Below are 13,053 nucleotides of genomic sequence, written 5' to 3' on the forward strand. Positions count from 1 at the left end.
AAAATGTTAAAAAGGATTTTATTATTAGTAGTATTTTTTAATTTTACTTTTGCCTTTGATACAAAAATTTTTATAGGTGATACTTATATACCTGAAAATTTTTATAAGTATGACAAAGACTTTAAAGCTGCAGCTAGAAAATACAACATACCTACGGCTTTACTTAAGGCTATAGCTTTAACAGAAAATGCTGCATATAAGCATAATATCATCGGTAAAAATAAAAATCAAACAAGAGATTATGGTTTAATGCAAATTAATAGTATTCATTTAAAACGCTATAAAATTGCCGAAAAAGAGATTGTAAAATCTAGTGTAAATATCGACACAGCAGCAAGATTGCTTCATGAAATTATACAAAAGCATGGTTTTAGTTGGAATGCTATTGGAAGATACCATTCAGCAAATGATAAATATAAAAATATTTGGCTTAATAAAGTAATGAAAAATTTAGTTGCTATAGTCTTAAAAGATAGCAAAGATCTTTTTGTAATGGAAAAATTTAGAGCTTTTAAACTCGCTTCTCTTTTGATGAATGTAGATAAAGAACAATACAGAATTTTGCTAGCAAGTAATAATTAAAACAAGAAATTATAAATTTTCTTGTTTTAAAGCTTCTGCTTGATAATAAGCGATTAATGGCTCGATGATTTCATCAAAAAGCCCACCTTCTAAAATCGCATCAAGTCTATATAAAGTAAGATTTATTCTATGATCACTAATTCTATTTTGAGGGAAATTATAAGTGCGTATGCGCTCACTTCTATCGCCACTTCCAACTTGTGATTTTCTTGCCTCGCTTTCTTTAGCTAAGCGTTCTTGTTCTTGCATTTCAAAAAGTCTTGCTTTTAAGACTTTCATGGCGCTTTCTTTGTTTTTATGTTGGCTTTTACCATCTTGATTTACTACAACTATACCTGTTGGAATATGAGTGATTCTTACAGCACTATCTGTGGTATTTACGCTTTGTCCACCATGGCCACTACTACGCATTACATCGATTTTTAAATCATTTGGATTGATTTGAATTTCAACATCATCAACTTCAGGCATAATAGCCACTGTAATAGCTGAAGTATGAACCCTACCTTGAGATTCTGTTTCAGGCACTCTTTGAACTCTATGCGTGCCACCTTCGTATTTTAGCCTTGAATAAGCTCCATTTCCTTTGATAAGAATGATAATTTCTTTAAACCCACCTACGCTACCTTCACTTGAGCTTACGATTTCGTATTTGTAATCACGATTTTCAGCATAGCGTATGTAAGCTTTTACTAAGTCCCCAACAAACAAAGAAGCTTCATCACCACCTGTGCCTGCACGAATTTCTAAAAATATATTTTTATCGTCGTTTGGATCTTTAGGCAATAAAAGAATTTTTAATTCTTCTTCAAGCTGTGGCTTTGAAACTTCGAGATTTTTAAGCTCTTCTTTTGCAAGCTCCCCTAATTCAGGATCAGATAAAAGAAGTTTATTTTCTTCTATATCATCTAAGGTTTTGAGATATTCTTTTGCTTTTTCTACTATAGGTTCTAAATTTTTTTGCTCTTTAGATAGAGCTGTCATTTTAGAAATATCATTAGAGATATTAACATCGCTAAGAAGAGTATTTAACTCATCAAAGCGCGCTAAAAAAGGTTTGAGTTTATCAGCTAACATTAAATTATGCTAATTTATTTACCAATAATGCTAATCTACTCACACGGCGTGAAGCAGTTTGTTTTTTCAAAAATCCACGACTTACCATAGCGTGAATGCTTTTATTAGCTATTTTTAATGCATTTTGTGCAGCTTCTTTATCATTATTTGCTGCTGCTTCGCGAACCGCTTTTGTAATATTTTTTAATCTTGTTCTATAAAATCTATTTCTTTCAGTTCTTTTGATAGTTTGTCTTGCTCTTTTTTCAGCAGATTTATGGTTTGCCATAATTTTCCTTTTTTATATAAATTAAATTGCTAATTATACAAAATTAAAATTAAATTTTAATTAATTTAAGTATTTTTAAAGTATTAATTTTAATACCTAATATCATTTATTTTTAAAAAATCGCGCAGTTTTTCATACTCGCCATTTTCCAAATAACGATATTTGCCAGCTTTTAACATACCAAGATCTAATGCTCCAAAAGCTACTCTTTTAAGATCCATCACTTCTAAATCAAAATGTCCAAAAAAGCGTCTTAACTCTCTATTTTTACCTTCATTAATGATTACTTTTAGCTTCGTATAGCCACCGCTTGAGCCAAAAATTTCAAAGCCTAAAAATGGAGCAAAACTCATTGAGGTTATTTTAGTTTTAGCGTGAGCCCCTTTTTTTTCATTTTGAATTTCTAAGCCATTTTGCATAGCTTCGATGACATTTTTATCTATATTACCTTTTACTTTTAAGTAATATTCTCTTTCTAAATCACTATGCATAAGCGCATCTGCTATCACAGGTGAATCAGTTAGTAAAAGCAATCCCTCACTTGCAAAGTCAAGCCTTCCTACACTAAGCCAAGTGCTAAATTGTTTTGGTAAAGTATGATAGATGGTTTTTCTACCTCTATCATCTTTTTTACTAACTATTTCACCTTTTTGTTTGTGATAAATGATGACTGAAAATTGTGTTTTTTTATGGAGTTTTTTACCATTGATAAAAACTTTATCTTCAGCATTTACGCTATCACTTAGCAAGGCTGTTTTTTTATTGATTTTTACTAAGCCTTGTTTGATTAGCTCATCAGCCTCACGGCGAGAGTATTTGCTATTGTGTGAGATGAATTTATTAATTCTCATAATTTCACTTTACATCACAAAAATAGTTGGTACTATGGTTGGATATTTTTTGATTTTTCTAAAAATATGCTTTCTTAGTACTTGTCTAATTTGAGCTTCTAAAACTTTTGGATTATCTAAAATTTCATCTTTTACATTTGGGAAAAATTGACTTAAAACATCACTCATTTCTTTTGAGAATGCTCCATCTTGTTTATCAGCTACTAGGCCATAACTAAATACTCTTGGCTTGTTAATAAGAGTTTTACTTGCTTTATCAAGCTGGGCGATGATGACAACTATACCGCTATCTGCTAGTTTTTGTCTATCGATTACCACATCATCTGCGATTTGTTTGTTGATTTGATTATCTACAAAGACCTTTCCTGTTTTAACTGTTTTTACGCGTTTGATGTATTTTTGACAAAGTTCTACTTGATCTCCATCACTCATTAAATAGATATTTCTTTCAGGTATGCCACATTTTAGAGCAGTTTCTTTGTGTTTGTTGATATGATTATACTCTCCATGTACTGGTAAGAAAAATTTAGGTTTTACTAAAGTTAGCATGAGTTTTTGTTCTTCTATACTAGCATGTCCGCTTACATGAATTTCGCTAAATTCTTGATAAGCTACTTTAGCTCCTGCTTTTAAAAGAAAATCAAGCACAGCAGAAACATTTGCTTCATTGCCTGGTATTGCTTTAGCTGAAATGATAACTTGATCGCTAGGTTTGATTTTGATAAATTTATGCTCATCAGTTGCCATTCTATATAAAGCACTCATAGTCTCGCCTTGACTTCCTGTAGTGACAATTAGTACTTCATTATCTTTATATTTGCTTACTTCATCAGCGTCAATGAAAATTTTTCTATCAAGTTTGATATAGCCAAGTTCCATAGTAGTATAGAGATTTCTTTCCATAGAGCGCCCTATAACACACACCTTTCTGCCGTATTTTAAACCATAGCTAATAGCTTGATATACACGGTGGATATTAGAGCTAAAGGTGCTCATGATTACCCTGCCTTTAGTTTTAGCAAAAATTTGATCAAAAGTAGGTCCTACGGAGCTTTCACTTTTTGTATAACCTTCTTTATATGAGTTTGTACTATCACTTAAAAGACAAAGCACACCTTCTTCGCCATATTGAGCTAAACGACTTAAATCCGTTGGATAGCCATCAATTGGTGTTTGATCTATTTTAAAATCGCCAGTGTGTATGATGGTTCCCGCTTTAGTTTTAATGGCTAAAGCACAAGCATCGATGATAGAGTGAGTTATGTGAATCCATTCTAAATTAAATTCTCCTATTTCATAAATTTGTCTTTTTGTTATAGGTCTAAACCATTTACGCTCAGCCTTTAAACCATGCTCTTCAAATTTATTTGAAATCATACCTAGTGCTAAAGGTGTTGCGTAGATAGGAAATTGGAATTCTTTGAAAAAATACGGCACAGCACCGATATGATCTTCATGAGCATGAGTGATGATGATAGCGCGAATTTTATTTTTAATCTTTCTTACATAGTCAAAATCAGGTATGATAATATCTACTCCATGCATGGTTCCATCTGGAAAACTCATACCTATATCAACGATAATTGCATCGTTGTTGGTTTCAAAAACAGTGATATTTCCACCGATTTCCCCAAGCCCACCCAAAGGTGTAATACGAATTTTATGTTCGCTTGAGTTGTTGTGTTTTAAAGGGTGAAGTCTTAGCTCGTGCATGATTTTATTAGCTTCTATGCTTTTAGCAAGTTCTATTTGCCATTCTTCATTGCCACTTAATTTAGATGGTAAATTTCTATTTTTTTTCTTTTTCTTTTTTTCTTCGTTAGCTTCAGTTTGAGTATTTTCTACTTTTGTTTCGTTTTTAATTTCACTATTTTGCTCTTGATTTTGTGAATCTTTTTTTCTTTTGTTTCTAAATTTATTAAATCTTTTAGTTTTATTTTGCTCTTGAGTTTTGTTTTCTTCGCTCATAGTCATCCTTTAAATGGTTATAAATTTTAAGGTATGAATCAACGCTAATTTCATGAGCTCTTGAGGTAGAAGAGATATCTAGTGCTTCAAATGCTTTTAAAATTTTTTCTTTTTTATTTTTAAAATTAGATAAGAGTTGTTTTCTAGGATTTTGAAAACAAGCTCTAAGAAATTCTTTAAAAGCTTCTATATTTTCACATTTTTGCTGATAATGAGTGGTTTTTATTAACTTCATTACAGCTGAAGTAACTTTTGGTGGAGGATTAAAACTTTGTGGTTGTATATCAAAAAGCATTTGTCTTTGGCATATCAATGCACAAAGCACCCCTAAAGCCGAAAAATTACTTTCTTTTTCATTTGCACAAAATTTCTGTGCTACTTCTTTTTGCACCATTACTATAAGCCCAAGGCAATTTTGATCTTCTAGGGCTTTTAAAATCAAATTTGTAGCAATATAATATGGTAAATTTGCTACCAAAAAGTACTCTTTATCGCTTAAACTTCCTTGATCAAAAGCATCGCTTGCATTTTGATGGATAAGCTCAAAATTTCCACCTTCAATCTCATTTTGAAATTTTTTATTTAAAATAGGAATCAAATCTTTATCAATCTCATAAGCTCTAATATGAGCTTGTGGGATTTTCAAAAGTTCTTGCGTTAAATCACCTAAGCCAGGCCCAATCTCAACTATATTTTTAGTATCTTTGGGTATGGCTTGGATGATTTTATCTACCACGCTTTTATCACATAAAAAATTTTGCCCAAAATGTTTTTTTGCTTTTATCATAAATTTATTCTATCTAAAAAATATTAATTATAGCATTATTTTAAGCGCTAATTAGATAAAATTTGAATTATTTTTTATAAAGGTTAATTTTTGAAAAATCTTATAGTATGTGCAGGAGGAAATGAGGATTTTAAATTTGCACAAAGTATAGGCATAGGTTTGGTTAATTCTGCTTTTTCTTTGGGTAAAATTTTAAGTCAAGCAAAAGTAGATAGAGTGATTTTTATAGGCACATGTGGAATTTACCAAGAAGGAAAAATTTTAGACATTTATGAAAGTTCTAACGCAGCGAATTTAGAATATGCAGATTTATTTGATAGTTTTTATACGCCTATAGCAAATGAGATTAGATTAAATGTTTCACATGAAACTATGATTAATTCTTCAAATTATATTTGTAAAGATGAAAATATCGCCCAAGAATTTTTTAAAAAAGGCGTACATATAGAAAATATGGAAGCATATGCAGTGCTTTCTTGTGCAAAAATGCAAGGGATAGAAGGAATTTGTTATTTATGTGCGACAAATTTTTGTAATGAATTTGCACATGAGGATTTTTTAAAAAACCATCAAAAGGCAAAAGAATTATTAAAAGATTTTTTGTTAGATAAAAAACTTATATAGGAAAAAAATTGAGTGAATTAAAAAATATATTAGATTTTACTAAAGAAGAATTAGAAAATTTAGTCCAGCCAAAATTTAGAGCAAGGCAAATTTTTGAATGGGTATATAAAAAATATGCAGACGATTTTTCACAAATGTCATCTTTGCCAAAAGACTTTAGAGCACACTTGCAAGAAAATTTTCATTTTTCACCTCTAAAATATGTGAAAGATGAAAAAAGCAAAGATGGTAGTATAAAATATCTTTTTGAACTTTTAGATGGTAAAAAAATCGAAGCTGTTTTGCTACCAATGAAAGAAGAACTTGTAGATGAAAATGGAAAAATCATCAAACATGCAAGATATACTATTTGTGTTTCCTCTCAAGTGGGTTGCAAAAGTGGGTGCAGTTTTTGTCTGACTGCTAAAGGCGGTTTGAAAAGAAATTTGACTGCAGGAGAAATAGTAGGACAAATTTTATGGATTAAAAAATATAACAACATACCTTATGAAAGAAGGGTTAATATAGTCTATATGGGTATGGGAGAACCTTTGGATAATCTTAAAAATGTTTCTAAGGCAGTTAAAATTTTAGCCGATAATGATGCCTTAGCGATAAGCCCTAGAAGACAAACTATAAGTACAAGTGGTTTGGCAAAGCAAATTAAAGAGCTTGGAGAAATGAATTTGGGTGTGCTTTTGGCTATTTCGCTCCATGCTGTAAATGATGAGCTTAGAAGTGAATTAATGCCTATTAATAAAGCTTATAATATAGCAAGCATTATGGAAGCGGTGAGAAATTTTCCTATAGATCAGCGTAAAAGAGTGATGTTTGAATATCTTTTAATCGATGGTATAAATGATAAAATAGAACATGCAAAAGAACTAGTCAAACTTTTAAATGGCATAAAAGCTAAAGTGAATTTAATACTTTTTAATCCACACGAAGGAAGTTTATATAAAAGACCAAGTGTTGAAAATGCGGTTAAATTTCAAGATTATTTAAGTGCCAAAGGTGCTACTTGCACGATAAGAGAAAGTAAAGGACTTGATATTTCAGCTGCATGCGGACAGCTTAAAGAAAGGCAGAGTAAACAATGACTTTTTTAGATATAGCACAGCTTATTTTTATAAGCATAGTAGTGATCATAGGACTTGGTGGAATTGTTTATGTATTAATAAATGAAGGGAAAAACAATGGTAGATAAAAAACAATTATTAGAAAACCAATTATTTCAAAATAGATATATAAAACCAAATATTTCTTGGTATTTTTCGTATTTAAATGGCAAAAGAGGAATTGCTAGAATTTTTAAAGTTCCTTATGCTGCTTTGATGAAAAAATTTTATTTAAAAAAATACTTTGAAAAGAGAGTTTTAGAAGGTAAGGTGGATATTCCTTATTTAGAATTAGTTTTAACTACAAGATGTACTTTGCGTTGTGAATCATGTAACAATTTAATGCAGTATTTTTCACCATCAAATCAATATACTTGTACTTTAGAGGGTATTATAGAATCATTAGAGCTACTTTTATCTAAGGTAGATTCTATCGCAAGGGTTAGAATCATAGGTGGAGAGCCTTTGTTATTTAAAGATTTACCACAATTGATTGATTATTTAGATACTCAAAAGAAAATACTAACTTTTTCTTTAGTTACTAATGCAACTATTGATTTTAAAGATGAATTGATGAAAAAGTTAAAAAAATCTAATAAGGTTAGAAAAATTACGATTTCAGATTACAAAAGGTCACCAAATTTAAAAATTCCACTAAAGCAAGAAAGCATTTTAAGAAAATTAAAAGAAAATAAAATTCCATTTTCTATGGACTCTAGTGGTGAAAATTCTACTTGGAGTGATCCTGAAAAAATTTATAAACGTGGTAGAAGTAAAGAAGATATAATCAAAAACTATCGTAATTGTCAAATGCCATGTGTAAGTTTGATGACATCTGAGGGTTTAGAAAATAAACAATTAGCACCTAAAGGAGCTATTTTTGTTTGCCCTATATCAAGTTCTTTATCACGTTTAAAAGGACTTGAAGAATTTAATGGCGATTTTTTAAATTTAGAGGATTCTAAAGAAAGATTTTTTGAATTTTATTCTCAAGATTTTTATAAATCTTGTGATTATTGTAGGGATTATGGTAAGCCAGCTAAGCAAATTGCAGTTGCAATCCAAACTGATAAAGTTTTAAAATTAGAAAAAGATTAATATAAATTTTTTCAAAAACTCATCTTTTATATCTTTTTGAGATTGTATCAAAAATTTTTGATTTTTATATGTAAATTCTAAGCTAAAAGAGTGTAAAAGCAGTCTTTTAGCACCTGTGATTTGAGTTCTTTTTATTTCGCTCATTTTTCCATCAAGTATTTGCTCTATTTGTGTTTTTTCTAAACCATATAAAGGTTCACCTAAAATTTTATGTTTCACATGAAACAAATGTAGTCTTATTTGGTGTTGTCTGCCTGTTAGAGGTTTAGCTAAAACTAAACTGGCATCTAAATTTTCAAAATATTCTAAAGTATAAAATTGCGTTAAAGCTTCTTTACCATTTTCACAAATATGCATTCTAGTTTTTACTGCATCATAGTCTTTAGCTAAATCCATACTTTTATCTACTATAAATTCTTTTTTAGTTTTTCCTTTTACTAGAGCAAGATAGCTTTTTTGCACTAATCTTTTTTCAAACATGGTTTTTAACTCAATTTGCGCATTTTTATGTTTAGCTATGAGCAAAAGTCCGCTTGTTTCTTTATCTAGTCTATGAGCCACGCAAGCTTTTTCACCCCATAAATGCCAAATTTCATCACAAAGACTATAAGTACAATTGCGTCCATTAGGATGAGTTAGCACCCCGCTTGGTTTTTCTACTACAGCAAAATCTTCATTTTCATAAACTATTTCCAATCCTTTGGGGTTATTTTCATATACGATTAATTCTACTAAACCATTTAAAAATTTGTTTTTTTCTTCTACTAAAATTCCATTACAAAATAGTCTTTTTTTATCAATGAGTTTTTGTGCTTCACGCATAGAAATTTTTAACTCATCCATAAGCAGTCTAAATGCCTTTTTTCCATTATTTGCTAGTTTCTTTTTTATATATGCCATTTAATAACTTTCTTAGGTAATTTATAATAAAATTCAAGCTATTTTTCATAAAAAATTATATAAAAAAAGGTCTTGAAAATGGTTGAAAGATATAGTAGAGAAATCATGGCTAAAAAATGGGACATGCAAGCAAAATATGACGCATGGTTAAAAGTGGAATTAGCTGCTGTGAAAGCATGGAATAAACTTGGTCTTATTAAAGACGATGATTGTGAAAAAATTATAAAAAATGCAAAATTTGATATAGCAAGAATAGATGAGATAGAAAAAACTACCAAACATGATGTTATCGCTTTTTTAACTAGTGTAAGTGAAAGTTTGGGCGAGGAAAGTCGTTTTGTACATTATGCAATGACAAGTTCAGATTGTATTGATACTGCAGTTGCTTTGCAGATTAAAGATAGTTTAGAACTAATCTTGCAAGATTTAGATCAAGTTTTAGCAGCGATTAAAACAAGAGCATATGAGCATAAAAATACCTTAATGGTAGGAAGAAGCCATGGAATTCATGGAGAGCCTATAACTTTTGGTTTGGTTTTGGCTATTTGGTATGATTCGCTAGTACATGCAAAAGATTTAATCATTCATGCAAAAGAAGTGATTAGCTATGGAAAAATCAGTGGTGCCATGGGAAATTTTGCTCATGCTCCGCTTGAATTTGAAGAAGAAGTTTGTAAAAACTTAGATCTTAAGCCAGCACCAGTTTCAAACCAAGTTATACAAAGAGATCGCTACGCACAAGTTATCTCAGCTTTAGCTATTTTAGCTTCAAGTTGTGAGCAAATCGCTGTTGCTATCCGCCATTTTCAAAGAACAGAAGTATATGAAGCCGAAGAGTATTTTTCTCAAGGACAAAAAGGAAGCTCAGCTATGCCTCATAAAAGAAATCCTGTTTTGAGTGAAAATATTACCGGTCTTTGCAGGATGATAAGAGCTTATGTGACGCCTGCTTTGGAAAATGTAGCATTGTGGCATGAAAGAGATATATCACATTCTAGCGTAGAAAGATTTGTATTGCCTGATGCTTTTATCACGACTGATTTTATGCTTTCAAGATTATGTGGTGTGATAGAAAAGCTTTTGGTGTATCCAGAAAATATGATGAAAAATTTAAATTTAACCGGAGGACTTGTATTCTCTCAAAGAGTGTTGCTTGAACTTCCATTTAAAGGTATAAGCAGAGAAGAAGCTTATAAAATCGTTCAAAGAAATGCTATGAAAGTTTGGGCTGATTTGCAAAATGGTAAGCCTGCTTTAAATGAAAAAGGCGAGAGTTTGTTTTTGCTGGCTTTATTAGCTGATGAGGATTTGAAAAAATCTTTAAGTGAAGCAGATATTAGAAATTGTTTTGATTATAACTACTATACAAAAAATGTAGATAAAATTTTTGCAAGAACTTTTAAATAATAAATTAGGGGTTGTGAGTGAAAGTATTAAAAAGAAATGGAAGAACTGAAGAGTTAGATGTTTCTAAAATTAAAAAATATACCACCGACGCGGTGGCAAATTTAGAAAATGTTAGCCAAAGTGAGCTTGAAGTAGATGCAAAAATTCAATTTCGTGATGGTATAACAACAGAAGAAATCCAACAAACTCTTATAAAAACAGCAGTAGATAAAATAGATATTGATAGACCTAATTGGACCTTTGTTGCTGCAAGATTATTTTTATATGATTTATATAAAAAAGTAAGTGGTTATAATGGATATAAACATTTAAGAGAATATCTTGAAAAAGGTGAAAAAGAAGGTAGGATTTTAATCGGCTTAAAAGAAAAATATGATTTAGATGATCTTAATGCTTATATCAAGCCAGAACGCGATTTGCAATTTACTTATCTTGGTATAAAAACTTTATATGATAGATATTTGATTAAAGATTCTAAGGGTATGCCTATAGAATTACCACAGCAAATGTTTATGGCTATTGCGATGTTTTTAGCACAAAATGAGCTAGATTCTCAAACTTGGGCTAAGAAATTTTATGATTTGATCTCAACTTTTGAAGTAATGCTTGCAACTCCAACCCTTTCAAATGCAAGAACTACAAGACACCAATTAAGCTCATGTTATATAGGAAGCACGCCTGATAATATAGAAGGAATTTTTGATTCTTATCAAGAAATGGCGCTTTTATCTAAATTTGGCGGTGGTATAGGATGGGATTGGTCTAAGGTGCGCGCTATGGGTGGAAGCATAGATGGGCATAAAAATGCAGCAGGTGGGATCATACCATTTTTAAAAATCACTAATGATATAGCAGTTGCTGTTGATCAACTTGGTACTAGAAAAGGTGCAATTGCGGTTTATATTGAACCTTGGCATATGGATATTAATGACTTTTTAGACTTGCGTAAAAACTCAGGTGAAGAAAGAAGAAGAGCACATGAGCTTTTCCCTGCTTTGTGGATTAATGATTTATTCATGAAAAGAGTAAGAGCAAATGGCAAATGGACGCTTTTTGATCCTGCTGATACAGCAAGTTTATGCGATTTATACGGTGAAGAATTTGAGAAAAAATACGAAGAATTTGAAAAAGATGAAAGCATAGCTAAAGAAATTATAGATGCAAAAGAGCTTTGGAAAAAAATACTTTTATCTTATTTTGAAACAGGTATGCCATTTTTATGTTTTAAAGATAGTGCAAATAAAACAAATCCAAATTCCCACGCAGGAATTATAAGAAGTTCAAATTTATGTACAGAAATTTTTCAAAATACAGATCCAAATTATTATCAAATCAAAATTGTATTTGATGATAAAACAGAGCTTCATTTAGATGAGGATGAAGAACTTACAATAGATGGAGGGTATAAAAAGCTTGCTAAGAAAGTTTCTACTTTAGATAGTATTAATGGTAAAAAAGTCTATATAGTAGAAAAATACAAAAACGAAGGAAAAACCGCAGTTTGTAATCTAGCAAGTATAAACTTAAGTAAAATTAACACCAAAGAAGATATTCAAAGAGTAGTGCCAACGGCAATAAGAATGCTTGATAATGTGATTGATTTAAATTTTTATCCTCATATAAAGGTTAAAAATACCAATCTAAAATCACGCGCTATAGGACTTGGTGTAATGGGTGAAGCGCAAATGGTGGCTGAAGCTCAAATTTATTGGGGTTCTAATGAGCATTTTGAAAAAATTGATCGTATTATGGAAATGATTAGTTATGAGGCGATTTTAGCTAGCTCAAATTTAGCTTTAGAAAAAGGAAGTTATCCTGACTTTGAAGGATCAAACTGGAGTAAAGGTATAGTGCCAATTGATGTAGCAAATGAAAATGCTAAAAAACTTACCGCAAGTGAAGGTTTGTTTGATCAAAGCGAGTGTGATTGGGAAAAATTAAGAGAAAAACTCAAAAGAGATGGTATAAGAAATGGTTATTTAATGGCCATAGCGCCAACTTCTTCTATCTCGATTTTAGTGGGTACTACTCAAACAATTGAGCCTGTATATAAAAGAAAATGGTTTGAGCAAAACTTAAGTGGTATGATACCAACTGTAGTGCCAAATTTAAGTGCTAATACTTGGCAGTATTATACCCCTGCTTATGAGCTTGATCAAAAAATATTAGTAAAAGCAGCAGCGATTCGTGGTAAATGGATTGATCAAGGTCAATCATTAAATATCTTTGTTTCTTTAGATAAAGCAAGCGGTGGATATTTAAATGAAATTTATCAACTTGCTTGGGAATTAGGTGTTAAATCAACTTATTATCTAAGAAGCGAAAGCCCTGATAGTCAAAAAGTAAATGATGATGTAGTTGATAGAACTATAGAATGTGAAGGTTGTCAATAAA

General features: G+C 30.8%; 13 protein-coding genes. 7 read left to right on the forward strand and 6 right to left on the reverse strand.

The genetic code is table 11. The annotated features are described in order from the left end of the window. Nucleotides 1-3: 3 nt before the first annotated feature. On the forward strand, nucleotides 4-582 hold the full coding sequence (locus tag CAMP18498_RS05290; protein ID WP_337197894.1) for a lytic transglycosylase domain-containing protein: 579 nt from the start codon (nucleotides 4-6) through the stop codon (nucleotides 580-582). A 9-nt stretch (nucleotides 583-591) separates the two neighbouring features. On the opposite strand, the gene prfA is transcribed toward CAMP18498_RS05290, so the two are convergent. The 5 genes from prfA to rsmA all read right to left on the reverse strand — a co-directional run bounded on the left by prfA (nucleotide 592) and on the right by rsmA (nucleotide 5,533). Then, complete coding sequence (prfA, locus tag CAMP18498_RS05295) at nucleotides 592-1,659, reverse strand: peptide chain release factor 1 (protein WP_337197895.1); 1,068 nt, start codon at nucleotides 1,657-1,659, stop codon at nucleotides 592-594. A gap of 4 nt (nucleotides 1,660-1,663) precedes the next feature. Further along, nucleotides 1,664-1,927 carry a 30S ribosomal protein S20 gene (gene rpsT, locus CAMP18498_RS05300; RefSeq protein WP_337197896.1) on the reverse strand — a complete coding sequence of 88 codons (264 nt, stop codon included), beginning with the start codon at nucleotides 1,925-1,927 and terminating at the stop codon, nucleotides 1,664-1,666. A gap of 89 nt (nucleotides 1,928-2,016) precedes the next feature. Next, nucleotides 2,017-2,778 carry a pseudouridine synthase gene (locus CAMP18498_RS05305; protein WP_263737433.1) on the reverse strand — a complete coding sequence of 254 codons (762 nt, stop codon included), beginning with the start codon at nucleotides 2,776-2,778 and terminating at the stop codon, nucleotides 2,017-2,019. A 9-nt stretch (nucleotides 2,779-2,787) separates the two neighbouring features. Continuing rightward, nucleotides 2,788-4,746 (reverse strand): ribonuclease J, encoded by a 1,959-nt coding sequence (locus CAMP18498_RS05310; RefSeq protein WP_337197897.1) that lies wholly within the window; start codon nucleotides 4,744-4,746, stop codon nucleotides 2,788-2,790. Continuing rightward, nucleotides 4,712-5,533 (reverse strand): 16S rRNA (adenine(1518)-N(6)/adenine(1519)-N(6))-dimethyltransferase RsmA, encoded by an 822-nt coding sequence (rsmA, locus tag CAMP18498_RS05315; RefSeq protein ID WP_337197898.1) that lies wholly within the window; start codon nucleotides 5,531-5,533, stop codon nucleotides 4,712-4,714. Before rsmA ends, CAMP18498_RS05310 begins: the two co-directional genes overlap by 35 nt. A 90-nt stretch (nucleotides 5,534-5,623) precedes the next feature. Here rsmA and CAMP18498_RS05320 point away from each other — a divergent pair, with 90 nt between their 5' ends. The 4 genes from CAMP18498_RS05320 to CAMP18498_RS05335 are packed head-to-tail and all read left to right on the forward strand — an operon-like array spanning nucleotide 5,624 to nucleotide 8,352. After that, entirely contained in the window at nucleotides 5,624-6,157 is a 534-nt protein-coding gene (locus CAMP18498_RS05320; protein ID WP_337197899.1) for a purine-nucleoside phosphorylase, read from the forward strand. An 8-nt stretch (nucleotides 6,158-6,165) separates the two neighbouring features. Next, on the forward strand, nucleotides 6,166-7,236 hold the full coding sequence (rlmN, locus tag CAMP18498_RS05325) for a 23S rRNA (adenine(2503)-C(2))-methyltransferase RlmN (protein ID WP_337197900.1): 1,071 nt from the start codon (nucleotides 6,166-6,168) through the stop codon (nucleotides 7,234-7,236). Then, complete coding sequence (locus CAMP18498_RS05330; RefSeq protein ID WP_337197901.1) at nucleotides 7,233-7,343, forward strand: hypothetical protein; 111 nt, start codon at nucleotides 7,233-7,235, stop codon at nucleotides 7,341-7,343. The genes rlmN and CAMP18498_RS05330 overlap by 4 nt, the downstream gene beginning before the upstream one ends. Further along, nucleotides 7,333-8,352 carry a radical SAM protein gene (locus CAMP18498_RS05335; RefSeq protein WP_337197902.1) on the forward strand — a complete coding sequence of 340 codons (1,020 nt, stop codon included), beginning with the start codon at nucleotides 7,333-7,335 and terminating at the stop codon, nucleotides 8,350-8,352. Before CAMP18498_RS05330 ends, CAMP18498_RS05335 begins: the two co-directional genes overlap by 11 nt. Here the strand turns inward: CAMP18498_RS05335 and CAMP18498_RS05340 are convergent. Continuing rightward, nucleotides 8,338-9,252 carry an RluA family pseudouridine synthase gene (locus tag CAMP18498_RS05340; protein WP_337197903.1) on the reverse strand — a complete coding sequence of 305 codons (915 nt, stop codon included), beginning with the start codon at nucleotides 9,250-9,252 and terminating at the stop codon, nucleotides 8,338-8,340. The genes CAMP18498_RS05335 and CAMP18498_RS05340 overlap by 15 nt on opposite strands. Before the next feature lie 78 nt (nucleotides 9,253-9,330). Here CAMP18498_RS05340 and purB point away from each other — a divergent pair, with 78 nt between their 5' ends. Together purB and CAMP18498_RS05350 are read left to right on the forward strand one after the other, a co-directional pair. Then, nucleotides 9,331-10,659 (forward strand): adenylosuccinate lyase, encoded by a 1,329-nt coding sequence (purB, locus tag CAMP18498_RS05345; protein WP_039667804.1) that lies wholly within the window; start codon nucleotides 9,331-9,333, stop codon nucleotides 10,657-10,659. A 17-nt stretch (nucleotides 10,660-10,676) separates the two neighbouring features. After that, nucleotides 10,677-13,052, forward strand: a complete 2,376-nt coding sequence (locus CAMP18498_RS05350) for a ribonucleoside-diphosphate reductase subunit alpha (RefSeq protein ID WP_337197904.1) — start codon at nucleotides 10,677-10,679, stop codon at nucleotides 13,050-13,052. Nucleotide 13,053: the final 1 nt, after the last annotated feature.

Origin of the sequence: Campylobacter sp. W0066.2 (assembly GCF_024723515.1) — a bacterium.
In the GTDB taxonomy this organism is placed as follows: Bacteria; Campylobacterota; Campylobacteria; order Campylobacterales; family Campylobacteraceae; genus Campylobacter_D.

Excerpts from the sequence above, each read along its gene's own strand:
- CAMP18498_RS05310 (WP_337197897.1), bottom strand. The coding sequence starts at position 4,746 with ATGAGCGAAGAAAACAAAACTCAAGAGCAAAATAAAACTAAAAGATTT.
- CAMP18498_RS05305 (WP_263737433.1), bottom strand. The coding sequence starts at position 2,778 with ATGAGAATTAATAAATTCATCTCACACAATAGCAAATACTCTCGCCGT.
- CAMP18498_RS05340 (WP_337197903.1), bottom strand. The coding sequence starts at position 9,252 with ATGGCATATATAAAAAAGAAACTAGCAAATAATGGAAAAAAGGCATTT.
- rpsT (WP_337197896.1), bottom strand. The coding sequence starts at position 1,927 with ATGGCAAACCATAAATCTGCTGAAAAAAGAGCAAGACAAACTATCAAA.
- CAMP18498_RS05335 (WP_337197902.1), top strand. The coding sequence starts at position 7,333 with ATGGTAGATAAAAAACAATTATTAGAAAACCAATTATTTCAAAATAGA.
- CAMP18498_RS05290 (WP_337197894.1), top strand. The coding sequence starts at position 4 with ATGTTAAAAAGGATTTTATTATTAGTAGTATTTTTTAATTTTACTTTT.
- rsmA (WP_337197898.1), bottom strand. The coding sequence starts at position 5,533 with ATGATAAAAGCAAAAAAACATTTTGGGCAAAATTTTTTATGTGATAAA.
- purB (WP_039667804.1), top strand. The coding sequence starts at position 9,331 with ATGGTTGAAAGATATAGTAGAGAAATCATGGCTAAAAAATGGGACATG.
- CAMP18498_RS05330 (WP_337197901.1), top strand. The coding sequence starts at position 7,233 with ATGACTTTTTTAGATATAGCACAGCTTATTTTTATAAGCATAGTAGTG.
- prfA (WP_337197895.1), bottom strand. The coding sequence starts at position 1,659 with ATGTTAGCTGATAAACTCAAACCTTTTTTAGCGCGCTTTGATGAGTTA.